This is a genomic window from Aliivibrio sifiae (assembly GCF_002954705.1).
Classification (GTDB): Bacteria; Pseudomonadota; Gammaproteobacteria; order Enterobacterales; family Vibrionaceae; genus Aliivibrio; species Aliivibrio sifiae_A.
The window spans coordinates 23,663-45,002 of sequence record NZ_MSCO01000002.1 but is presented as its reverse complement, the minus strand read 5'-3'; the positions used below and the strand labels follow the sequence as shown (position 1 = coordinate 45,002).

26 protein-coding genes and 1 riboswitch are annotated in these 21,340 nt (G+C 37.7%); of the genes, 16 read left to right on the top strand and 10 right to left on the bottom strand.

The window, feature by feature from the left end:
* Window positions 1-104: 104 nt before the first annotated feature.
* Window positions 105-626 (bottom strand): NADPH-dependent FMN reductase, encoded by a 522-nt coding sequence (locus BTO22_RS11330; protein ID WP_105055624.1) that lies wholly within the window; start codon window positions 624-626, stop codon window positions 105-107.
* A 177-nt stretch (window positions 627-803) separates the two neighbouring features.
* On the opposite strand from BTO22_RS11330, the gene BTO22_RS11325 reads away from it, so the two are divergent.
* A complete protein-coding gene (locus BTO22_RS11325; protein ID WP_105055623.1) occupies window positions 804-1,709 on the top strand; it encodes a LysR family transcriptional regulator in 906 nt (301 codons plus the stop codon).
* A 15-nt stretch (window positions 1,710-1,724) separates the two neighbouring features.
* On the opposite strand, the gene BTO22_RS11320 is transcribed toward BTO22_RS11325, so the two are convergent.
* A complete protein-coding gene (locus BTO22_RS11320; protein ID WP_061003929.1) occupies window positions 1,725-2,564 on the bottom strand; it encodes a TPR end-of-group domain-containing protein in 840 nt (279 codons plus the stop codon).
* Between the two features lie 129 nt (window positions 2,565-2,693).
* Entirely contained in the window at window positions 2,694-3,281 is a 588-nt protein-coding gene (locus BTO22_RS11315; protein WP_060993095.1) for a LysE family translocator, read from the bottom strand.
* A 108-nt stretch (window positions 3,282-3,389) separates the two neighbouring features.
* Between BTO22_RS11315 and BTO22_RS11310 the strand changes: the two genes are divergently transcribed.
* Window positions 3,390-3,833, top strand: coding sequence for an Lrp/AsnC family transcriptional regulator (locus tag BTO22_RS11310; protein WP_105055622.1), 444 nt, complete (start codon window positions 3,390-3,392; stop codon window positions 3,831-3,833).
* Here the strand turns inward: BTO22_RS11310 and BTO22_RS11305 are convergent.
* On the bottom strand, window positions 3,830-4,513 hold the full coding sequence (locus BTO22_RS11305; protein ID WP_060993093.1) for a cation transporter: 684 nt from the start codon (window positions 4,511-4,513) through the stop codon (window positions 3,830-3,832). The genes BTO22_RS11310 and BTO22_RS11305 overlap by 4 nt on opposite strands.
* Before the next feature lie 150 nt (window positions 4,514-4,663).
* Here BTO22_RS11305 and BTO22_RS11300 point away from each other — a divergent pair, with 150 nt between their 5' ends.
* Window positions 4,664-5,548 (top strand): LysR family transcriptional regulator, encoded by an 885-nt coding sequence (locus BTO22_RS11300; protein ID WP_060993092.1) that lies wholly within the window; start codon window positions 4,664-4,666, stop codon window positions 5,546-5,548.
* A gap of 50 nt (window positions 5,549-5,598) precedes the next feature.
* Here the strand turns inward: BTO22_RS11300 and BTO22_RS11295 are convergent, their stop codons facing one another.
* The 4 genes from BTO22_RS11295 to BTO22_RS11280 all read right to left on the bottom strand — a co-directional run bounded on the left by BTO22_RS11295 (window position 5,599) and on the right by BTO22_RS11280 (window position 8,758).
* Entirely contained in the window at window positions 5,599-6,573 is a 975-nt protein-coding gene (locus BTO22_RS11295; RefSeq protein WP_105055621.1) for a GGGtGRT protein, read from the bottom strand.
* Window positions 6,574-6,587: 14 nt separating this feature from the next.
* Window positions 6,588-7,280 carry an iron-sulfur cluster assembly scaffold protein gene (locus BTO22_RS11290; RefSeq protein WP_060993089.1) on the bottom strand — a complete coding sequence of 231 codons (693 nt, stop codon included), beginning with the start codon at window positions 7,278-7,280 and terminating at the stop codon, window positions 6,588-6,590.
* 102 nt (window positions 7,281-7,382) lie between these two features.
* Window positions 7,383-7,448: riboswitch (Fluoride riboswitch) on the bottom strand.
* A gap of 150 nt (window positions 7,449-7,598) precedes the next feature.
* Window positions 7,599-8,273 carry a hypothetical protein gene (locus tag BTO22_RS11285; protein ID WP_060993088.1) on the bottom strand — a complete coding sequence of 225 codons (675 nt, stop codon included), beginning with the start codon at window positions 8,271-8,273 and terminating at the stop codon, window positions 7,599-7,601.
* Window positions 8,274-8,326: 53 nt separating this feature from the next.
* Window positions 8,327-8,758, bottom strand: a complete 432-nt coding sequence (locus BTO22_RS11280; protein ID WP_060993278.1) for a cytochrome c — start codon at window positions 8,756-8,758, stop codon at window positions 8,327-8,329.
* Between the two features lie 132 nt (window positions 8,759-8,890).
* On the opposite strand from BTO22_RS11280, the gene BTO22_RS11275 reads away from it, so the two are divergent.
* From BTO22_RS11275 to BTO22_RS11250, 6 genes are all read left to right on the top strand, one after another.
* Window positions 8,891-9,529 carry a cytochrome b/b6 domain-containing protein gene (locus BTO22_RS11275; protein WP_105055620.1) on the top strand — a complete coding sequence of 213 codons (639 nt, stop codon included), beginning with the start codon at window positions 8,891-8,893 and terminating at the stop codon, window positions 9,527-9,529.
* Window positions 9,530-9,534: 5 nt separating this feature from the next.
* Window positions 9,535-9,960: a MarR family winged helix-turn-helix transcriptional regulator gene (locus BTO22_RS11270; protein WP_105055619.1), complete on the top strand. Its 426-nt coding sequence runs from the start codon at window positions 9,535-9,537 to the stop codon at window positions 9,958-9,960.
* 252 nt (window positions 9,961-10,212) lie between these two features.
* Window positions 10,213-10,746, top strand: a complete 534-nt coding sequence (gene ectA, locus BTO22_RS11265) for a diaminobutyrate acetyltransferase (protein WP_181044632.1) — start codon at window positions 10,213-10,215, stop codon at window positions 10,744-10,746.
* 25 nt (window positions 10,747-10,771) lie between these two features.
* Window positions 10,772-12,037, top strand: a complete 1,266-nt coding sequence (gene ectB / locus BTO22_RS11260) for a diaminobutyrate--2-oxoglutarate transaminase (RefSeq protein ID WP_105055617.1) — start codon at window positions 10,772-10,774, stop codon at window positions 12,035-12,037.
* 14 nt (window positions 12,038-12,051) lie between these two features.
* Window positions 12,052-12,438: an ectoine synthase gene (locus tag BTO22_RS11255; RefSeq protein ID WP_105055616.1), complete on the top strand. Its 387-nt coding sequence runs from the start codon at window positions 12,052-12,054 to the stop codon at window positions 12,436-12,438.
* A 101-nt stretch (window positions 12,439-12,539) separates the two neighbouring features.
* Window positions 12,540-13,967: an aspartate kinase gene (locus tag BTO22_RS11250; protein ID WP_105055615.1), complete on the top strand. Its 1,428-nt coding sequence runs from the start codon at window positions 12,540-12,542 to the stop codon at window positions 13,965-13,967.
* A 33-nt stretch (window positions 13,968-14,000) separates the two neighbouring features.
* Here the strand turns inward: BTO22_RS11250 and BTO22_RS11245 are convergent, their stop codons facing one another.
* A complete protein-coding gene (locus BTO22_RS11245) occupies window positions 14,001-14,900 on the bottom strand; it encodes a LysR family transcriptional regulator (protein ID WP_105055614.1) in 900 nt (299 codons plus the stop codon).
* 138 nt (window positions 14,901-15,038) lie between these two features.
* Between BTO22_RS11245 and BTO22_RS11240 the strand changes: the two genes are divergently transcribed.
* The 4 genes from BTO22_RS11240 to BTO22_RS11225 all read left to right on the top strand — a co-directional run bounded on the left by BTO22_RS11240 (window position 15,039) and on the right by BTO22_RS11225 (window position 18,286).
* A complete protein-coding gene (locus tag BTO22_RS11240) occupies window positions 15,039-15,479 on the top strand; it encodes a PACE efflux transporter (RefSeq protein WP_181044631.1) in 441 nt (146 codons plus the stop codon).
* A 98-nt stretch (window positions 15,480-15,577) separates the two neighbouring features.
* Window positions 15,578-16,585 (top strand): DNA cytosine methyltransferase, encoded by a 1,008-nt coding sequence (locus tag BTO22_RS11235; protein WP_105055612.1) that lies wholly within the window; start codon window positions 15,578-15,580, stop codon window positions 16,583-16,585.
* On the top strand, window positions 16,578-17,609 hold the full coding sequence (locus BTO22_RS11230; protein WP_105055611.1) for a DUF262 domain-containing protein: 1,032 nt from the start codon (window positions 16,578-16,580) through the stop codon (window positions 17,607-17,609). The genes BTO22_RS11235 and BTO22_RS11230 overlap by 8 nt, the downstream gene beginning before the upstream one ends.
* 2 nt (window positions 17,610-17,611) lie before the next feature.
* Window positions 17,612-18,286: an MAE_28990/MAE_18760 family HEPN-like nuclease gene (locus tag BTO22_RS11225; protein WP_105055610.1), complete on the top strand. Its 675-nt coding sequence runs from the start codon at window positions 17,612-17,614 to the stop codon at window positions 18,284-18,286.
* A 289-nt stretch (window positions 18,287-18,575) separates the two neighbouring features.
* Here BTO22_RS11225 and BTO22_RS11220 read toward each other — a convergent pair whose 3' ends face one another.
* A complete protein-coding gene (locus tag BTO22_RS11220) occupies window positions 18,576-18,914 on the bottom strand; it encodes a cytosolic protein (RefSeq protein WP_105055609.1) in 339 nt (112 codons plus the stop codon).
* 398 nt (window positions 18,915-19,312) lie between these two features.
* Between BTO22_RS11220 and BTO22_RS11215 the strand changes: the two genes are divergently transcribed.
* From BTO22_RS11215 to BTO22_RS11205, 3 genes are all read left to right on the top strand, one after another.
* Complete coding sequence (locus tag BTO22_RS11215; RefSeq protein WP_105055608.1) at window positions 19,313-19,600, top strand: type II toxin-antitoxin system RelE/ParE family toxin; 288 nt, start codon at window positions 19,313-19,315, stop codon at window positions 19,598-19,600.
* A gap of 10 nt (window positions 19,601-19,610) precedes the next feature.
* Entirely contained in the window at window positions 19,611-19,928 is a 318-nt protein-coding gene (locus tag BTO22_RS11210) for a HigA family addiction module antitoxin (protein ID WP_105055607.1), read from the top strand.
* A 286-nt stretch (window positions 19,929-20,214) separates the two neighbouring features.
* Window positions 20,215-21,285 (top strand): carbamate kinase, encoded by a 1,071-nt coding sequence (locus BTO22_RS11205; RefSeq protein WP_258132568.1) that lies wholly within the window; start codon window positions 20,215-20,217, stop codon window positions 21,283-21,285.
* Window positions 21,286-21,340: the final 55 nt, after the last annotated feature.

Here is a 21,340-nt window from a genome sequence, read left to right as displayed (position 1 = left end):
TGAGATATAGTTAACACACTGAATAAAGCAAAAATTAACCTACAAAAAAAGACGTATTTATATGTAATAAATACGCCTTAAAAAAGAATAAACGTTATATATTTTTATAATGCAGCTACGATAGTTTTTAACTGCTCAACTAATTCTTCGTTTCTTAATTCCCCTTTTTCCATATCAAAGTTATCATAAAAACTTGGTATAGAAAGCGAGCCTTTTACTTCTGCTGCGAAATAAGGAGCAGAGCCAGTCGCTGCGGCTAATACACTTGCGGCACCACCAGGGCCAGGAGATGTCGCTAACATAATCACAGGTTTACCTTGATACACTTTCATATCAATACGTGAAGTCCAATCAAACACATTTTTAAATGCTGCAGCGTATGAACCGTTATGTTCTGCGTATGAAATTACAATCGCATCCGCTTCACCGAGCTTTTGGAAAAAACGTTTAGCCGGTTCTGGCTGACCTAGTTCCTTTTCTTTATCTTCACTAAAAATTGGCATTTCAAAATCATTTAAATCTAATACATCAACATCAGCGTTAGGCACTAAACCAGCTGCGTAAGTTGCCAATTGTTTGTTTATTGAAGTTGAACTACTGCTTGCTGCTAATGCTAATACTTTCATCGTTATTCCTTACTTATCTATTTTGAGTAAAAAGAGTAGGTGATACTTTTCTCTTTTCAAGATCATTCTGTTTTTTGCGATAGAGTAACTATAGTTTAATTACAGATATTGATTAATAGCCTAAATGTGTAATGATTGTTTCCATATGACTCGTAATTATACTTAGGAATAGAATAAATGGCGTTTAATTCTGCTCTATTTGATGGAATGATAATTTTTTCTGAAGTGATAAACAGCGGCAGTTTTACTCAAGCTGCACACAATAGTGGCCATTCAACGTCATACATAAGTAAAGAAGTAAGTAAATTAGAAGAGCGCTTAGGTGTTAGATTACTCCATCGTACAACACGAACCTTACGCCTAACTCCAGAGGGAGAGCTCTATTTTCAGCAATGCCAGCAATTAATTGAAGATGCACAAATGGTAGAAAATGCAGTGACAGGTCAACAAGACACCCCAAAAGGTCGCTTAAAAGTCAGTTGCCCTGTTGGCTTTGCACTCTCTCGTTTACGCCCGATACTCGGCAAGTTCTCAGATCGTTATCCAGATATCACTCTAGAATTAGATTTAAATGATAGGAAAATTGATATTGTCGCAGAGGGATTCGATCTTGCGATTAGAGCCTCTCATCAACTTGAAGATTCGAGTTTAATCAGTCGTCGCTTCTTACGATCTGAAGGCATTGTAATAGCCTCACCAGATTACTTAAAAAAACACGGTTCACCAAAACACCCTAAAGATCTATCAAACCATAAGACCATTAGTTATAGCTATGTAAAGCAAGGAGCTGTTTGGGACTTTATTGATAAAGATAACCAACCTTTTGCCGTACCAATACAGAGCCAAATAATCACCAATAATTCATTTATGGAAGTATCTTTGTGTGTTGAAGGTGAAGGTATTACACGAATTCCTCGCTTCCATTTAAGAAACGAACTAGAAACAGGACAGCTAGTAGAGTTATTTGCTGACTATCCAAAAATCATCATTGACGTATTTATGGTATATCCAAGTAGAAAGAATATGTCAGGAAAGGTGCGCTGCTTTTTAGATTTCATAACAGAACACCTAGGTGATAAGTAGTAACAAGAGTAAATACTATTCTTCTAACAACGCTTCAAAACGATCCAATCCTCTCAATGGATCAAAATCTGTTTCTTCAAGAATTAAATCACGCATTGATGAGCTTGCCATAATTGAACGTTGCAAATCATCAATAGCTTGTACCTCAGCCCCCAATTGCGCATACCCACACGCTCGTTGAAACAGAGCATGTGCATTTTGGTCATCGACTTCTAATACTCGATTACATAAATTCAATGCCCAGTGAAATTCACGCATTTCCATTGCGGCATCTGCTTTATAAGTTAACGCTTCTAAATCACCGGGTCTAACTTTTAAAATCTCATCATAAATTTCCATTTTTTGCTCTGCAGTTTGAACGCTTTGAGCTCTCAGCCACAAGTTATGAACTTCATTAATAATTTCAATTTCACGGTTATTTTCAGTAATAATTCGCGTTTTACGCTTGAGATCTCTCTCTAAGGCAACAAATTTTTTCTCATAATCTTGGGCAATTTTATTGAGCTGTTTGTCTGCCATTTCCTTAGTGTTTTGTTTAATTTCTTTTAAAGATTGCCAACCTATCAAAGCCACCAGTGATGCTACCGCGGCAATAACATAGAAAAAGTATGTCACAGTTACATTTGAGTAATTAAGCGATTTGTCCGCAACAGCAAGCTCTCTGTCTGTAATTTGGATAATCATTCTTCGCTCTAAATCTTGCTGATCCGTTCGTAGTGCTTTTAGCTCATCAAGAACATAGCGCTCCATTAATGGTCTATCTAAATAATCTTGATCTGAATACGCCACTTCTTCAGCTTGTACTGAAAGTGAAGAGAAAAGAACAACAATGAGCAAGAAAAAGTGTCGATACATAGGGATACCCTTATTAATCGTGTATTTATAGATGATGTATTAAAGATAACACATCAAAGCCAATTACATCGTATTAACAAGAGGAATCAAACAAAGAAAACATGCCTATCTTATGGGAAGAATAAACAATTAAAAACCGACTACCATAGAACCCACAAGTAACCCAGCCATACTGTAATTAAATACTTTTAAATGACTTGGCTTCGTTAACCTTTTTTGTAATTGCTTACCTGCTGCCGTCCAAAAACTGACCGTTGGCACATTAATACAGATAAACACAAAAGCAATAAGAAACACGCTAAACATATCCGAACTGGTCGCGTAAATACTCATCACAGATAATGCCATCGACCATCCTTTTGGGTTAACCCATTGGAAGCTCGCCGCTTGCAAAAACGACATTGGTTTATAATCGCCATTAATATTGTCCACAGGCTTGCTGCTTGCGATTTTATACGCTAAATACAACAAATAAACAGCACTAATAATCTGTAATGCTTTCTCTAGTTGCGGATACGTTTGAAAAAACTGAAGCAAACCAAATCCAACCAGTACCAACATAAACGCAAAACCAAATATTACCCCCAGCATATGAGGAATTGTTCGAACAAAACCGACATTAGCACCAGAGGTCATTAACATAATATTATTTGGGCCTGGCGTGAATGCACCAACAAACGCAAAAGTAATTAACGCAAATAAATGAGGATATTCCATACTGACAATCTTATAAAAATAAATACTGCTTGTATCTTAATGCGAGACTAAGTAAATTTTCTGTCTATATTTGCTTTAAATAAATTAAATACACAAGGATTGGTCGCCATGGATAGATTTGACGAAAGAATATTGCAAGAGTTGAAATTGAATGGTCGACTGACTAATGTCGAACTATCAGAACGCATCGGATTATCTCCTTCTGCAACCCTAAGACGAGTACAAGAATTAGAAAGAAATCAAACGATTCAAGGGTACCGAGCGGTATTGAACCCTAGTAAATGCGGGGTAGGTTTTATTGCGTATGTAACCATTGGTTTATCGAACCACAGTAAGCAATCTCAGAAAGGGTTTGAGGCTCAAATCATAGATTCTAAAGAAGTTGTTGAGTGCCATAATATAACAGGTTCAAACGAATACTTATTGCGGGTTGAGACTGAGAGTCTATCCTCTTATAAGCAATTTCATTCAAATGTGCTTGGAGAGATCTCTCAGGTCAACTCAATTGGAACCTTAGTGGTGATGGACACGCCTAAAGATGAGCGTACTTAGGCGTGTAAATACTTTGCTAGAAATGTGTTTCGGCTTAACTGATGTAATTGTTTTACCGAGCTCAATATCATTTTCACTGGAACAATAATAAAGTAAATAGAGGCAATAACGACCATAACAGGATCCGCAAGCTGGGCATAATGTGCGTATGACGTTAATAACAATAATTTAGCTATCATAAAACCAACAAACACTGCAGCACTGATCACGGTATCCATTAGCCACTGTTTTGCCTCAGCATCAATCAAAGCTGAATTAACTTCATGACCTTGAGTCTTCATAACCCAATAACTGGTATAACAACCAATCATGCTAAACACACCAAATGCCAACGCGATACCCGTATTAACTTCTCTACCGCCCTCCATTATCGCTTGAACCGCAGCAATAAATGACAGTACACACATTAAGGTAATTGCGATCCCTTTTAGCAAAATAACTGAAGACTCAATTACCTTAACGCGCTTAATATTCTTTGATACGTCTTTTCTGCGAATGTATAAAACTGCCATTAGAGAAACTAACGTTAACCCTAAACTGACTAGCGAATATACTCCATCAAAAATAATAACGAGTGAATGAATTAACGTACCTAGCGCAATACCAATCATGGCAAACAATAACGCTGAAAACGTTGAGACTAATAACAATTGCCTTTCTTTATGAACTGAATACGACATACTTTTTACTCCATGACTTATTTTTCGTCTTTTTTATATATGTAGCGCATAATATAACGGAAATTGGTGATAGTATAATCAGTCAGCGTCAGGTTATTCGTCGCTTAATGTTAAGCATATGTTTCACCACTATATTGTTGGGTCTAGATCATGAAAACCAGTCAAATTGAAATGTTCTTATATACGGTTGAGTTAGGCTCTATTGCGGAAGCCGCACGTAAACTTCAAAAAAGCAGAACAACGGTAAGTGCGGCATTAAATGCATTAGAAGATGAGTTGAATGTAACGTTATTAACTCGCACAGGAAATCGCATTACGCCAACCGAAATTGGTGAGTCTCTTGTGCATGATTTCCAACGAATATCTCTTATTAGTAATGATATTGAAAACAAATGCTTTCAATACAATAACGGTGTTGCTTCAACCATTCGAATTGTTCGTGATGATGCGCTACCTGAAGCAATTTGGCGTCAAATCTTAGGTAAAATGAGCCGTAAATTTCCGAGCACCAGTATTTCGATTTATGTTGCCCCTTCTCCCGAATTAGAGGAAATGGTCGAGCAAAATATTGTTGATGTAGCGTATGGTTTACTACCCATAAATAATGAACTTATGCATGTGCAGCAAAATGAATTAGGCCAAATAAGAATGATGTCTGTTGCCCATAAAGACCATCCTCTTAATCAGCTTAGAAAAGTGAATTTCACCGATCTTGAAAGTAATACAGAAATTATTGTCAATTACATTGATGAAGACGGATTAATGATAGTAGAGCCCAAATCAAGTAAGTACATTGCTCTGACGTTTTATGAACACCTGCGTGATGCGGTTTTAGATAAAACTGGCTGGTCTTCGGTTCCTTCATTACTGATTAATGAACACTTACGAAACGGTACATTAAAGGTTCTTAAACATAGTCGAGCAATGAATTGGCAATCTTTCGCTGAAATGACAAAATCAAACATGCCTAGAGGTGTAATTATTGATTGGTTATCAGAGCAAGTTGAAGATTATTTACTCGAAGTATCTGAATAATAAATAACAACAAAGGGCTGAGAATACAGACAATTCTCAACCCTTTTAATTTATCGACTTAAACGCTGATCGACCTCAACCGCTAACGCAACTGATGCTCCAACCATTGGATTATTACCCATACCGATAAAACCCATCATCGCAACATGAGCAGGAACTGATGAGCTACCCGCAAATTGGGCATCTGCATGCATTCTTCCCATCGTATCTGTCATGCCATAAGACGCAGGACCTGCTGCAACATTATCTGGGTGTAATGTACGACCTGTGCCGCCGCCTGATGCCACAGAAAAATACGGTTTTCCTTGTGCTAGACGTTCTTGTTTATAAATACCAGCAACCGGATGTTGGAAACGTGTTGGATTCGTTGAGTTCCCTGTAATACTTACATCAACGCACGCCGCATGCATAATCGCCGTACCTTCACGGACATCATCTGCACCGTAACATAAAATCTCGCCACGCTCTGTCTGTGAAAAACGTTTTCTGCTGACTTCAACTAACTCACCTGTTTGGTAGTTAAATTCCGTTCTAACATAAGTAAAACCATTAATTCGAGAGATAAGGTAGGCCGCATCTTTGCCTAAGCCATTCAATACTACTCTCAGTGGGGTTTGACGTGATTTATTTGCATTCAATGCAATTTTAATCGCGCCTTCTGCCGCAGCAAAAGACTCATGTCCCGCTAAGAAAGCAAAACATTGAGTTTCATCAGATAATAAACGTGCAGCTAGAGCACCATGACCAAGGCCAACTTGGCGCTGTGCTGCCACACTGCCTTTTTTACAAAATGCTTGCAGACCTTCACCAATAATATTAGCTGCTGCTGCTGCACTATTTGCTTTACGGTATAAGGCTAAAGCCGAACCTAATGTGTAAGCATCGCATGCATTGTCAAAAGCAATTGGTTGAGTATCGAGAACAAGTTTTTTAGGATCTATCCCCAAATCAAGGCAATAATTATACGCTTGATCAAGTGTCGAGAAATTCATTTCTTCAAGTAGTGTTTGGATATTCGTATTCATAATGATGGCCTCAATTATTCTTGATGTGGATCGACAGTTTTTACCGCTTCAGCAAAGCGCCCATAAGTTCCCGTAGCGCCTTTTAACGCGTCTTCAGCAGGAACGCCTTTACCGATATCTGCCATCATTTTTCCAAGATTTAAATACTCATAGCCAATCACTTCACAGCCTTCATCAAGCCCTAAGCGAGTGACGTACCCTTCAGCAAGTTCCATATAACGAACACCTTTTGCGCTCGTTGAATAACTTGTGCCTACTTGGCTTCGTTTATTCTTCCCTAAATCTTCTAAAGCAGCACCAATCTCTAAACCACCCTCTGAAAATGCAGATTGAGTTCGGCCGTAAGCAAATTGAAGAAAGATTTCACGCATAGCAACATTAATTGCATCGCACACTAAATCAGTATTCATTGCTTCTAAAATAGTTTTTCCTGTGAGGATTTCTGCCGCCATTGCCGCTGAATGCGTCATACCAGAACAACCAATCGTTTCGATCAGAACTTCTTCGACGATGCCGTCTTTTACATTCAGGGTTAGTTTTGCTGCACCTTGTTGAGGAGCACACGCACCGACACCATGGCTTAATCCTGAAATCGCGATGACTTCTTTAGGATTAATCATTCGACCTTCAATAGGAATAGGAGCTGATGGGTGTAAATCGCCTCTTTGGATAGGGCACATGGTTTGAATTTCTGATGCGTATTGCATAATATTTTCCCAATGATTAGGAAAACAGGTGTAAGTGGGCGTTATTTACCTACAGACCAAGAGCGATCAACAAAGACCGTTCAAACAGATACACCTGTTCTCTTTACTGTAGGAGTCATCAGCCAATATTGGCGGTTAAGTAGGTGGTACCCCATCACCTTGTACACATTTATATTAGACCTAACTCACACTTTCATGCAACCAACTTATTAGACTTATTCCACATAATAATCGTGATTTTTATATGTTAATCACCATAAAGAGATAGAGTTCCCCCCTCTCTCTTTATGATTAAAACACTTCATATTTTATTTAAGACTATAATGCTTTCATATTAATTTTATGACCTAAGTACATAACATCCACCGTTGCGTAGCCAAGGGAAACAGCTTCAAACTGTTGGCTTAATTCATGCGCATGATCTTCATCTTTTGCCATAATAGAGACTGAATATGTTGGTCGTGTTGAACCATCTTTTACTGTTTGGGTATCAATATAAGAAGACGTAACCAGACCCGATTTATTAAGCGCAATGACACGCTGCAAATCAATTCCAATCACTCGATCCATTTCCATTACATCAATATCAGTATTCCATTCAAACATCAGTGCATAGTTTTTATTTACCGGAGTGTTATCTAACCACTTACCCCCTAACAACTGGATATTAGAAATCTTAACTATGTTTTCTTTATAAAAAGGAAGTGATGCTAGTTTACTTTCAACCTCTTTTTCACTATCCGCTTGGATCACAAATCGAAGAATACCCATTGGTTTTCCGTCAATATAACTTTCAGAAATAAACATATCTTTAATTTCTTTTTGCTTAATTAATTCTCCGAATGCGGAACGTTGAGCACTCATTAACTCCAGTACTTTTTCAACATTCGTTGTATTCCAGTTTAATGAAACACCATAATCAGCTGCTTGTGTGAGCGTTGAAAATCCAAATAGTGATGCGATCAATAATGTTGATTTAATTAATTTTTTCATGACTTTATTCTCTCTAATTTAATGATTTTTATATTGTTCTAATCAGGGATTACTTAAAAACGTGAACGGTAAGAGCGGTGACACGCATTACAAGTATCTTGTGCTTGTTCTAAACCCGCTTCTGCTAATGCTTTGTCTTGTTGTTGGCTTGCTTGATAAAGCTGAACAAAGCCACTATCCATCTCTTGCATCAATTGATTAAACTTTTCAGGTTTATTCCATACTGCTTCTTTTGCTTTACTGCCATCTTGGCTACTTTCAGGAAATGCTGTGGTTAGTAATTGGCTATGTTTAGAAAGTTCATAACTTATCGACTCAATTTCATTCCAATTAGGTGCATCTTCATCAATCATGTCTTCGACTTGCTCTGATTGATTTTCAATATTCACAAATGCCAGCTGTCTTGCGTTAATTAGCTCAACATTCGATTGAGCAAATACAATATTTGGTAATAAAACACATAAGCTAAGTACTAGTTTTTTCATTGGTTTCTCTCTGATTAATGTCTGACTCACTTCAAGTTGCATTTAATTTACATCACAACAGTTGCACATGCAACTATTGTGATGTAAATTATTCTCAGTTAGTTAAACAATTTATCAATTAGGAACAATAAAATGAAGATTTGGGATTTACCAACACGTTTATATCACTGGCTTCAAGCACTACTTTTTATCGGATTAGCAGCAAGCGGTTTCAACGGTGAAGGACCACATATCTATTTAGGTTTAGTGCTTTTTACTCTTATTATGTGGCGCATTGTATGGGGATTTATTGGTAGTGATACAAGCCGCTTTAAACAATTTATCTCTTCTCCAAAGCGTACTGTTCGTTATTTATTAGGAAAAGAGCCTTCAAAATCAGGTCATAATCCAGCAGGATCTTGGATGGTTATCGGATTAATTAGCACCTTATTTATTCAATGTATTACCGGAATAGCGTTAGCGGGGTTATTTGACCACATCCCTTACGCTGATATCGTCTTAAATGATGATGTCTTTGATGTTTTCGTTACCCTGCATGGAATATGTGCACGTTTACTACCCGCATTAGTTATCTTGCACTTAATTGCTATTCTCTTTTATAAACTGCGTTCAAAACCACTTGTTTGGACAATGATCTCTGGCGTACAGAAGCAACTCACAGAAAATCAAGCCTCGTCGAACCTGATGTTTGTATCCAATAAACGTGCATTATTAGTGCTAATTGCAACCGGATTAGTTACCATTGCAATAGTTGTAAGTGCAGGAGTCTAAACACAATGGAAGAATTTGATCGTCAAAGCAGCTTTGGATGGATGATTAACGTTATTGCCAATCAAGCCTCAAAGAATTTCGAAGCAGAATTAAAACAGCACGGTTTAACTGTTGCTCTTTGGCCAACCATGATGTGTTTATGGGAAGAAGAAGGAGTAACTCAACGTGATATTGCAGAAAAATCAAAAGTGGAAAATTCCACAACAACACGAACATTAGATAAATTAGAAAAACTTGGCCTTGTTGAACGACAAGCGGATCCCAACAGCCGTCGTTCATTTCGTATTTACCTCACAGATGAAGGCCGAGCATTAAGAGAAACACTTTTGCCGGTCCCTGTGAAGGTGAATAAAGAAGCGCTTAGCTCTCTTGATCTAAACGAGCAAAAAGAGATGATTCGACTACTGCAAAAAATGGTCGCTGCTGTATAAATTATCTCTAACAAAATACGATAAATAGCCCACTAGAATGGGCTATTTTTTTATAGAAAAAACATGAAATTGTTCTATTTCACACAACTAAATACATAGAACCCTAACTAAATAAAAGTATAAAAACGAGATCAATGTCGCATTAAACGGCTAAGAAATGCTCTTTTTTTGTGATTAACTTGCCTTTAGGTCTCTATAAATGCCCATAATAAAAATGAATTTAATTAGAGTACAAAGGATATGTATTTACATATGACTATTGCAGCGCCCAGAATCTTGTGTTCAAGCATGGATATTGAACCCAGCAAAAAATGGACATTTAGAGAGCCATCAAGGACAGACGGTGACGATGTTTATACATTGATCACCGAGTGTCCCCCTCTTGATATCAACTCTTCATACTGTAATTTCCTTCAATCTACACATTTCAGTAAGACCTCCGTTTTAGCAGAGAAAGACGGCAACCTGGCTGGTTTTATCTCTGGTTACCATAAGCCTGATGATCCAAAGACATTATTCATCTGGCAAGTCGCAGTTTCTCCTCGCTATCGAGGTAAAGGTTTAGCTTACTCAATGCTAAGTGAACTTTTACAAAGAAAAAACCTCAAGCACACAGAATTCTTAGAAACGACGATCACCAAAGCTAATGACGCCTCTTGGTCACTATTTAAAAAGCTAGATGCCGAGCATGGTGACCAAGGTGAAGTTACGACGTTTCTAGACAAAGAAGCTCATTTCAAAAGCAAGCACGATACTGAATATTTGTATCGTATCGCTCTAAAATAAAATAGGAATCATAAACGGACTCATCATGAATATTTTCAAGAAGCAAGAATCAAAAGTACGTTCATACTCAAACAGTTTTCCAGTTATCTTTCAAAAAGCAAAAGGATGTTGGCTAGAAACCGAAAGCGGTGAACGTTACTTAGACTTCCTTGCAGGAGCCGGATCACTCAACTACGGTCATAACAACCCAGTTTTAAAGCAAGCTTTACTTGAATACATCGAAACAGATGGCATCACTCATGGCTTAGATATGCACTCTAGCGCAAAAGCCACTTTCTTGAATGCATTAAATAACTATATTCTTGAACCTAGAAATCTAGATTATAAGGTTCAGTTTACCGGTCCAACCGGAACCAATGCAGTTGAGGCCGCTTTAAAACTGGCACGTAAAGTCACTAACCGAACTAACATTGTCGCCTTCACGAATGGCTTCCACGGTTGTACTGCTGGAGCACTTGCAGCAACAGGTAATCAACACCATCGCCAAGGTGCAGGTTTTAGTTTAAACAACATCACTCGCATTCCTTTTGAAGGCTATGCCGACATCGATGGCCTTAACTTATTTGAAACCATGCTATCTGATAATTCAAGCGGTTTAGATAAACCAGCTGCGGTACTTTTAGAAACCGTACAAGGTGAAGGTGGACTAAACGTCGCATCAAACGAATGGTTACAACGTCTAAGCAAAATTTGTAAAGCTAACGATATTCTTATGATTGTTGATGATATCCAAGCAGGTTGTGGTCGTACTGGTACATTCTTTAGTTTTGAACCATCAGGCATTAAGCCAGATATGATTACATTATCTAAATCCATTGGCGGCTACGGCTTACCAATGGCGATTGTATTGCTAAAACCAGAATTAGATGAATGGAAACCGGGTGAGCATAACGGTACTTTCCGTGGTAACAACCACGCTTTTATTACCGCAGCTAAAGCACTAGAGATTTACTGGGCAAACTCAGATTTTGAAACACACATCAAGCAGTGCTCTCAAAAAGTCAGTGATGTCATTCTTCGTGCTGTAAAACGCTACCCTAAATTGTTTGTTCAACAAAAAGGTCGCGGCATGATGATTGGTATTGAGTGTAAAGATGGCATTATCTCAAGTGACATCGCTAAAGATTGTTTTAAAAACGGCATGATCATTGAAACTGCTGGTCCATCTGATGAAGTTGTGAAATTCTTCTGTCCATTAACGATCACAGAATCAGAGCTAGAAGAAGGCCTGACCATCTTTGAAAACGCAATTGATAACATTGCAGAAAAACACTTCAAAAAAGCATCTTAATCAGGGACGAAACAATGATTGTTAGAACACTAGACGAATGTCGTGATAGCGAACGACGCGTAGCATCTGAAACATGGGAAAGCGTAAGGATGTTGTTGAAAGACGACAACATGGGTTTCTCTTTCCACATCACCACAATTTACCAAGATACAGAAACGCATATTCACTACAAAAACCACCTAGAGTCAGTCTATTGCATGAGTGGCGAAGGTGAAATTGAAGTCATTGGCGGTGAAACCTACCCAATCAAACCGGGCACCTTATACATTCTTGATAAGCATGACGAACACTACTTGCGTGCTTATAAAGATAAAGAAATGGTGATGGCGTGCGTGTTCAATCCACCAATCACAGGTGCCGAAGTTCATGATGAAAACGGCGTCTACCCTATCTTAGATTAAACACTCATTCCCCCTAGTGCTTATTTAAGTTAGCAGTAAATCCACTTGAGTCCATGGTGACTCAAGTGGATTCTCTCCCTCAAAGTCAAAAAGGATTACCCATGACTTATACCGTAGAAAAAATCGGCGGTACTTCTATGACTGCGTTTGACGCCGTTTTAGACAACATCTTTCTTCGCCCTCAAAATCCATATAACCGTGTTTTTGTTGTATCTGCTTATGGTGGTATTACCGATTCATTACTTGAATGTAAGAAAACAGGCAAACCAGGTGTTTATAAGCTTATCGCTAAACGTGATGATAGCTGGGATGAAGCATTAGAGTATGTGAAAAATCGCATGCTATTAACCAATGAACACCTCTTTATTGATCCGTTAAATCGTTTGAGAGCTGATAAATTCATTTGTTCACGAATTGATGAAGCCAAAACCTGTATTTCTAATATTCTTGAAACTTGTCAGTACGGCCAGTTTTCATTGCGTCGTTATTTGCCTCAAGTACGTGAATTTCTGTCTTCTATTGGTGAAGCGCACAGCGCCTTTAACACGGCATTAAAGCTAAAAACCGTTGGCATTAACGCTAGGTTCGTAGATCTCTCTGGTTGGGACAACCAAACTCCGAGAACATTAGATGAAACCATCACTGATGTATTTAAAGATATTGATGTCACCACAGAGCTGCCGATTGTTACTGGCTATGCATATTGCAAAGAAGGCTTAATGGGCACGTACGACCGTGGTTACAGTGAAATGACTTTTAGCCGCATTGCTTCACTTACCAATGCTGATTTAGCCATTATCCATAAAGAATATCATTTAAGCTCAGCTGATCCGCGTGTTGTAGGCACAGATAAGGTATTCCCAATTGGACGCACCAATTACGACGTTGCAGACCAATTAGCAAGCTTAGGAATGGAAGCCATTCACCCTAATGCTGCGGCAGGTCTTCGTGAAAGTGATATTGAAATCCAGATTAAAAACACTTTTGAACCAGAACACAAAGGCACATTAATCTCATCAGATTACCAGCCAGAAACCAACAAAGTCGAGATCATTGCAGGTAAAGAAAAAGTGTTTGCCCTGCACCTATTTGATCAAGCAATGGTAGGCCAAGTGGATAACGTCGGCTATGAGTTAATGGAGATTATCTCAGACGCACAAGTGAGTTTAATAGGTAAAGAAATGAATGCTAATTCAATTACTTATTACCTTGGCGGTAGCACTGAAAACCTTAATAAACTGTTATACAAAGCAGAAAAACGCTATCCAAAGGCCTCTATTAAAGGTCGTATGGTGGCGTTAATCTCGGTGATTGGCTCTCAGATTGATACCAACAAAGCATTAGCGAAAGGAGTATTATCATTGATGAATAATGACGTCACCCCTGTAGCTCTGCATGCTTCTATGCGTAATGTGAACGTTCAGTTTGTAGTAAGTGATCAAGATTACCAGAATGCTATCCGAGCGCTCCACCACGAGTTCTGTGAAGAGTCAGCGGCAACACAATTAAAAACAGAGCAAGTCGCCTAGTTCCGTTTTACAGTGTAAATAAATAATAAACCGTTAGTGATTAGCTAGCGGTTTTTTTTGGCTAATCGCCTGTAAAGAGGACAATAACTCTTCTAATACAGGACCAAACACATGGCTACGAGACACCAAGCAACCCATAGGGGTAAACCACCCATCAAATTCATGTGCAATAGGCAACGCCACTAACTTATTCTGCTCTAATGATGTCGCTACACTATGTTCTGGTACTATCGCCCAACCAACTCCTTTGCAGGCTAAATCCATCAAGGTTTGATGCGTATTGGCATACCACAGCTTTGAGCTAATTCCATAGCTGAACCACAACTCTTTACGCTTTGAACTGCGATGTACCAATTGTCGATGCCCTTTCAATGCTGCATCATTCACAACAGCTAAACTGGCTAACTCATGTTCTGGAGAAGCAACCGTCAAAAAGCGTACATGGCCTAGAGTAAAGAAATCCATGTCTACTTTTAACTCGCCATCTGCGTAGACAATACCGACTTGGGCTTTGCCTTTTTTTACTAGCTCTTCAACATCAAACGTTGAAGTTGTAATGATCTCAAAATCCGTCACAGGAAACTTATCTGCCAATGCCGCCAATATTTGCAATACATCGTCATTCATTAAGCTCTCATCAATGGCGATAACTAACTCATATTCGTGTTCTCTTTCTAACGATTCTAATTTTTGGTCAAAGTATTTTTGTTGATGCAAAATAGATTGAGCAATCGGCAATAACGCTCTGCCTTTCTCTGTCAGCACTGGCGTGTTCTTCTCACGATTAAACAGTTCTTGGTTAATGGCGATCTCTAAATTGGCAATGGCCTGACTCACACCCGATTGAGCGCGCTTTAACTGACGAGCTGCGGCAGAGAATGAACCGCACTCACACACGGTGACAAAGATTTTTAATTGCTCAAAACTGTACATGGCATTGACTTAATAAATTGTTCAGGCCCCAAACTATCACGATTCGTGATGGCTGTTAACTTTATCTCTTTTATTCCCTCTCTATAATCGCTGATTCATTATTTTTAAATATATCAATAACCATTAAGAGTCATCGCAATGAAAACAACCGAACGTATTTTCCACGCTGTATTATTTGAGGTATTGGCGGTATCTCTGTCTATCATTGGATTAGCTATTTTTACTAGTCACGACGTTACTGCTCTATCAGGAACCATGATAGTTGTTGCCACTATCGCGATGATCTGGAACTTTATTTATAACTGGATTTTCGATCAATTCTTCACTGGCGAGAAAACACAGCGCACCCTTTCATTACGCATCTTCCACGTTGTTTTGTTTGAATTAGGGTTACTGTTCGTAACTGTACCTGTGATGGCTTACTTATTAAACGTAGGCATCTGGGAAGCGTTTGTGATGGATATTGGCGTGACTATTTTTATCACTATTTACGCATTCACCTTTAACTGGGTATACGACAATGTAAGAGCGGTATTGGTGAGAAGAATGGCGAGAGATGAGTCGTTGATGGTACGATAAGTAGAAAGCTAACTTTAATACGCCTCTGTAAATAGACATTTTTTTTACTATAGTAAAAGGTTAGAATGCCAAACTAAATAAAAAATTAGGTAATTTTAATGAGAATTGTAGATCTATTTTCGGGACTAGGTGGTTTAACAGTCGGTGCACTAGAAGCCGCTAGAGCTTTAAACTTAGACTTTGAAATATTTCTCGCCAGCGATATTGAGCCTAGTTGTTCTGATTTTTATCGACATAATTTTAAAGACTACATCAGATATTTTCATGACGAGGATATTAAAGGTTTGCACGTCGAAAATATTCCTTACGAAGAAATTGATTACCTTTTTGCAGGACCTCCTTGCCAAGGTCATTCTGATTTAAACAATAGATCAAGACGAAGTGACCCTAGAAATGATTTGTATTTAGAGACACTTAAAGTCATAAAATATCTAAAACCCAAAGTTTTTTTAATCGAAAATGTACCTACTGTAATTCATTCAAAACAAGGTGTAGTTACTCAATTAAAAGAACAGTTAGGATCATTATATTATATAAAAGAGTTAGTTGTAGACTTTGAATTGATGGGAATTGCTCAAACTCGAAAGAGACACATTTTACTAGGTAGTTTAACTCCTTTTGAGGATGGTATTTTAACCTCCATTTATAACAAGCTTGGGAAAAAAAATCTCCAAGACGCTATATATGACTTAATTGATATCAAACAAAAGACTATGTTTGATACTCCTTCACGCATGACATCTGTAAATAAAGAGCGAGCAAATTATTTATACAATAACGATGAGTATAACCTCCCAAATCACTTGCGACCAAAATGTCATCAAAAAAATCACTCATATAAGTCTATGTATGGCCGGCTTTCTTGGCATAAACCAGCACAAACAATTACTGGAGGCTTTGGTTCGATGGGGCAAGGACGTTTTTTACACCCTTCTCAACCCAGAGTAATTACCCCGCATGAAGCAGCAAGAATACAGGGAATACCAGATTCTTTAGATTTTACAAAAGTAGTAAAACGAGGAGATCTACATCAAATGATAGGAAATGCTGTCCCTCCTATATTATCAAAAGAATTAATAATTAAATTGGAAACTGAAAATGAATAATGATTCGTTAGTTGACTTAGATGAGCTAGAACAGCAATTGAGAGAAACTCAAACAAGTATTGCATATGATACGAAAGAATATGTTGTCGAAGTTATGGTTACACGCTTTGAAAAAGGTTTTTTTTACATTCCTGAATATCAAAGAAAGTTTGTTTGGGAGATCGACCGTCAAAGCAAATTTATAGAATCCGTCATTATGGGTTTACCAATTCCTTTTCTTTTTGGTGTTCAAGACACTGAAGGAAAAACTGAAATTTTAGACGGTGCTCAGCGTATGAATACATTGAGGGAGTTTGCACTCAATCGCCTAGTTTTGAAAAACTTACAACGCCTTGATTTATTAAATGGCTTAAGCTTTTCTGACTTACCAGCATCTCAGCAAATTAAATTTAATGATCGCTCAATGAGAATGGTAATTTTACCCGAAACAGTGTCCAAACAATCACGATTAGATATGTTTGAACGAATTAATACTGGTAGTGAAGACCTAAAAAAAGCAGAGATTAGAAAAGGATCATTTTCTGGCCCATTTTATGATTTTGTTTGCGCTTTAGCAGAAGATGAACAATTTAATAAACTTTGTCCAGTCTCACACAAAGCAGCAAAACGAGGTGAACGAGAAGAATTAATTCTACGCTTCTTTGCTTATTCAAAGAACTATCTTGATTTTAAACATTCAGTATTCAATTTTTTAGATGATTACTTACGTGACGCAAACAAAGAAGTCTTTGATAAGAAACAGCTTAAGAATGATTTTAGGGCCATGCTCAACTATGTAGAAAATAATTTACCAAATGGTTTTAGAAAATCAGCGAAATCTAATACAACCCCTAGAGTGCGATTTGAATCTATAGCTATCGGTATTAATTTAGCATTAAAATCTCAACCAACACTTACAAATAAAGGGGATGGCTTTATACATACAAATGAATTCAATACTCATGTAACCTCACACGCTAGCAATTCAGGCCCAAGGTTAAGAGGACGTATTGAGTATGTTAGAGATTGGTTGCTTGGAGCCTAATTATGCATGCTTTTACTGATGAATATAATAGGCGTAAAAATGAAATTGATGCATACATTAATTTACTTAATGCTTTAGGAAATGACGGTGCAAAAATTATAGATATTGATGATCGTGAAGCTATTATTACGGTCCAACAACAAAAAGTTTGCAAAGCATCTTGCTATCTTCTTATTTATAATTTAGTCGAAGCTACGGTTATGAATGGAATTCAAAGCATATATAATCGCATAAAAGACGAACGATTAGACTTTAACTCTATTATGGAATCATTAAAAAAAGTATGGTGGCACTCCAAAACAGAAAGTTTAACATCAACGCCAAAAGGAGATCTTATTGAAACAGTATATAATTATTATTGTGAAACAAATTCAGGGCAAGAGTTAGACTTTAATAATTTCATTTCTGGTGTCTCAGGGAATATGGATGCAGCTGGCATCCGTAATGTATGCCATAGGTATGGAATTCCCGTTGTACCAGATGGCAGACATTTAGAAAATGTAAAAACTTATCGCAACTGGCTTGCTCATGGAAATAAGTCATTTTCTGACATAGGGCAAGATGTCACAGTCAGCGAACTTTTTGATATAAAAACTAATGTATTCACGTTTCTTGATGAATATGTAAATAATATAAATACATATCTTAACAGCGAATCATACAAAGCTAATTTATAAATTAAGAATCAAGCTTATTAGATTAGCTACACTAGATGATACACTGAAAAACAATTAAAGTTAATGCCATAAGTTGAACATTCTCCATATTCAACCTATGGCACTTGCTTACTTCTAGTGACGCCTTACTCGTGACCAAAATACTGTCTTGTCACCATACCCCATTATGGGTCGCCTAATGCGTCTTCTTGGTCGCCTTATTTAATATAATTCTCCGTAGAGTAAGTGCCCTCTACATCACTCCAGAATTTAATCGCGTAATCAGGTCCCTCAACTTACTGGATAATTTTCAGTCCATTCGGGTAATAAAGGTTTGCTCGTCATCCACAAAAGCCACAAAGCCGCCGTGATAGATAAATACTCGACCGCGCCCCTCAACTAGGCAAGCAAGCTGTGGGAGCAAATCTTCTTCGTTATCCTGACTTTGAAAAATACCTGTATCGGTGATTACGCCACTAAATGTAGGCAAATACCCATAAGTGCGCTTAGCTTGATCAATCAAGCTCAATTCGCTGGCAATAGAAAAGCAAGAGGGGATCACACCGGCTTCTTCGATAAACATCGTTTTAAGTTCTTCAAAAGCGGTAATCACCAGCCAGTCGATATCGTTAACATGATGGATAAACATAGCGTTTCTCGGTTATTCTGATACGGCGATTTTATCACTATTAGGGGGTAACCTAGTAGATATTTAATGGCTAAATTATTTCCTAAAATTCATTAGATCCACCTTGAAATGCGTTTTGTTTATTTCCTAAACCAATCACTTATTTTCGACATCACTCCTTATATCCTTAAACTCCCTCGCACCAAACCCAACTTTTAGAAAACACAGTTACACGATTAATTTAGCTCACTCGCAAGCCAGTACCTTTTCACACACTCCTTAAAATAAACCACTAATCTAATACCATTAGAGACAATGAGCACTCGTTCATTGTTTAAATTTACATCAAAACTTGTGCACAGCATGATTGTGCGCTAATCTTTCACTTATCAGGCGCACAATAGTATTGTGCGATAAAAATGTCATTAGAATTTAAAGAACAATGGTTAGAACAATTTTATGAGCAGGACAAACGCCATCGTTTAATTCCTAAAAATATTGAAAACGCTTTATATAGAAAACTAGAAATCTTAGATGCCGCTCACTCTGAATTTGATTTACGTATACCTCCGGGAAATCGTTTCGAGCATTTAGCTGGTAACTTAAGCAAATGGTGCTCTATCAGAGTAAATAAACAATATCGATTAATTTTTCGCTGGGATGATGGTATAGCTAAAGATACCTATTTAGACCCTCATAAATACTAAGGTAGGCCGTATGCGTAAAACAAAACGTCGCCCAGTAAGCGTTGGAGAAATGCTGAAAATCGAATTTCTCGAACCACTAGAAATCACATCAAAAACATTAGCTGAGGCAATGGGGGTTCACCGAAATACAGTGAGTAATTTAATCAACGGTGGGATCTTAACTGCACCAATTGCGATAAAACTGGCTGCAGCACTGGGTAACACGCCTGAGTTTTGGCTTAATATCCAACATGCGGTTGATTTATGGGACACTCGAAATCGCTATCAAGATGAAGCTAAATTCGTAAAACCACTAAATATTAATTTTGAACAACAAACACAAGATTAACGCCATGAGTTAACATTCTCTATATTCAACTTATGGCTCTTGTTTACGCCTAGCAAAAAAGAAAAGAAGATTTATCTGTATATCTACTTACTATAGCTCAATATACTAGTAAACTACCATATATAACCTATCCAACCGAGAAACACCTACTTACATATATTCTCTATTTATAAAATAAATACGGTGCGTTGCTGATATTTCCAGTATAGAATCCCCGCTCAATGTCCAGTCTATGTCTTCGCAGCCCTTACTTTCTAAATAAGGTGATGCTGAACACGGTAGATTTGTGATAAATAGACGCTGGCTAAATACAGAGAAAAATGAATCTCTATTTGGTGATAACAGCACTGATGTGGCATTGAGAAAATTTAAAATGAGTCGTACAACAATGAAACCAACAATTGTTATTGCCCTAGGCGGCAATGCACTATTGCGTCGTGGTCAGGTGCTTTCTTATGAAAACCAACTTGAAAACGTAAAGGTTGCGGCAAAATCGATTGCTAAACTAAGTAAAGATTACCGTATTGCTATTGTTCATGGAAATGGTCCACAAGTTGGTTTATTAAGCCAACAAAACGATGCTTTTGACGCAGTTCCATCTTACCCTCTTAGTTGTTTAGTGGCTGAATCTCAAGGAATGATCGCCACTATGATTGCACAAGAATTACGTAATCTTGTTGATTATAACGTAACAACAATTCTTACCCATGTCGATGTAGATAATGCAGACCCTGCATTCAGTGAGCCAATGAAATTCATCGGCCAAGTCTATTCAGAAACAGAAGCAAATACTCTTGCTGCCGAATTTGGTTGGTCTATCCGTCAAGATGGTGATTATTTTAGGCGTGTTGTTGCTTCTCCTGCTCCAAAAAACATCCGTGAAAGTGAATTAATTTCATTAGCTTTACAACACGATCATATCGTAATTTGTTGTGGCGGTGGTGGTATTCCTATTTGTACAGACAAACACAGTATTACTACAAATATTGATTGTGTGATCGATAAAGATTCAACGGCCTCATTGCTCTCTCAGCAAATATCTGCTGACTACTTCTTAATTTTAACTGATGGCGATGGTGTCTTTTTTCATTACGGAAAACCAAACCAAGTTAAATTAGACATAGCGACAACTGAAGAACTAAAAGGCTATCCCTTTGATAAAGGGTCTATGCAACCTAAAATTGATGCCATGATCAACTATGTTGAAAATGTAGATATTTCTATTGGTATCATTACTGATCTTCACTTAGCGCTAGACGCTCTCAATGGAACAGCAGGAACTAAAATCGTAAAAGAAAAATTTTATGATGATTCTCTTCCATATAGAAAAAATGATGGTGAATTAACTCTCGCTTAATTGTTTTAATGCACTAGAAAAACAAAAAAGCCCTAACGCATTGTTAGGGCTTTTA

Bases quoted from the DNA above. Each gene is read 5' to 3' on its own strand.
- BTO22_RS11245 (WP_105055614.1), bottom strand. From the start codon at position 14,900: ATGTACAGTTTTGAGCAATTAAAAATCTTTGTCACCGTGTGTGAGTGC.
- BTO22_RS11240 (WP_181044631.1), top strand. From the start codon at position 15,039: ATGAAAACAACCGAACGTATTTTCCACGCTGTATTATTTGAGGTATTG.
- BTO22_RS11225 (WP_105055610.1), top strand. From the start codon at position 17,612: ATGCATGCTTTTACTGATGAATATAATAGGCGTAAAAATGAAATTGAT.
- BTO22_RS11315 (WP_060993095.1), bottom strand. From the start codon at position 3,281: ATGGAATATCCTCATTTATTTGCGTTAATTACTTTTGCGTTTGTTGGT.
- BTO22_RS11235 (WP_105055612.1), top strand. From the start codon at position 15,578: ATGAGAATTGTAGATCTATTTTCGGGACTAGGTGGTTTAACAGTCGGT.
- BTO22_RS11250 (WP_105055615.1), top strand. From the start codon at position 12,540: ATGACTTATACCGTAGAAAAAATCGGCGGTACTTCTATGACTGCGTTT.
- BTO22_RS11320 (WP_061003929.1), bottom strand. From the start codon at position 2,564: ATGTATCGACACTTTTTCTTGCTCATTGTTGTTCTTTTCTCTTCACTT.
- BTO22_RS11295 (WP_105055621.1), bottom strand. From the start codon at position 6,573: ATGAATACGAATATCCAAACACTACTTGAAGAAATGAATTTCTCGACA.
- BTO22_RS11220 (WP_105055609.1), bottom strand. From the start codon at position 18,914: ATGTTTATCCATCATGTTAACGATATCGACTGGCTGGTGATTACCGCT.
- BTO22_RS11310 (WP_105055622.1), top strand. From the start codon at position 3,390: ATGGATAGATTTGACGAAAGAATATTGCAAGAGTTGAAATTGAATGGT.
- BTO22_RS11285 (WP_060993088.1), bottom strand. From the start codon at position 8,273: ATGAAAAAATTAATTAAATCAACATTATTGATCGCATCACTATTTGGA.
- BTO22_RS11255 (WP_105055616.1), top strand. From the start codon at position 12,052: ATGATTGTTAGAACACTAGACGAATGTCGTGATAGCGAACGACGCGTA.
- ectA (WP_181044632.1), top strand. From the start codon at position 10,213: ATGACTATTGCAGCGCCCAGAATCTTGTGTTCAAGCATGGATATTGAA.
- BTO22_RS11330 (WP_105055624.1), bottom strand. From the start codon at position 626: ATGAAAGTATTAGCATTAGCAGCAAGCAGTAGTTCAACTTCAATAAAC.
- BTO22_RS11230 (WP_105055611.1), top strand. From the start codon at position 16,578: ATGAATAATGATTCGTTAGTTGACTTAGATGAGCTAGAACAGCAATTG.
- ectB (WP_105055617.1), top strand. From the start codon at position 10,772: ATGAATATTTTCAAGAAGCAAGAATCAAAAGTACGTTCATACTCAAAC.
- BTO22_RS11270 (WP_105055619.1), top strand. From the start codon at position 9,535: ATGGAAGAATTTGATCGTCAAAGCAGCTTTGGATGGATGATTAACGTT.
- BTO22_RS11215 (WP_105055608.1), top strand. From the start codon at position 19,313: ATGTCATTAGAATTTAAAGAACAATGGTTAGAACAATTTTATGAGCAG.
- BTO22_RS11305 (WP_060993093.1), bottom strand. From the start codon at position 4,513: ATGTCGTATTCAGTTCATAAAGAAAGGCAATTGTTATTAGTCTCAACG.
- BTO22_RS11325 (WP_105055623.1), top strand. From the start codon at position 804: ATGGCGTTTAATTCTGCTCTATTTGATGGAATGATAATTTTTTCTGAA.
- BTO22_RS11210 (WP_105055607.1), top strand. From the start codon at position 19,611: ATGCGTAAAACAAAACGTCGCCCAGTAAGCGTTGGAGAAATGCTGAAA.
- BTO22_RS11290 (WP_060993089.1), bottom strand. From the start codon at position 7,280: ATGCAATACGCATCAGAAATTCAAACCATGTGCCCTATCCAAAGAGGC.
- BTO22_RS11275 (WP_105055620.1), top strand. From the start codon at position 8,891: ATGAAGATTTGGGATTTACCAACACGTTTATATCACTGGCTTCAAGCA.
- BTO22_RS11300 (WP_060993092.1), top strand. From the start codon at position 4,664: ATGAAAACCAGTCAAATTGAAATGTTCTTATATACGGTTGAGTTAGGC.
- BTO22_RS11280 (WP_060993278.1), bottom strand. From the start codon at position 8,758: ATGAAAAAACTAGTACTTAGCTTATGTGTTTTATTACCAAATATTGTA.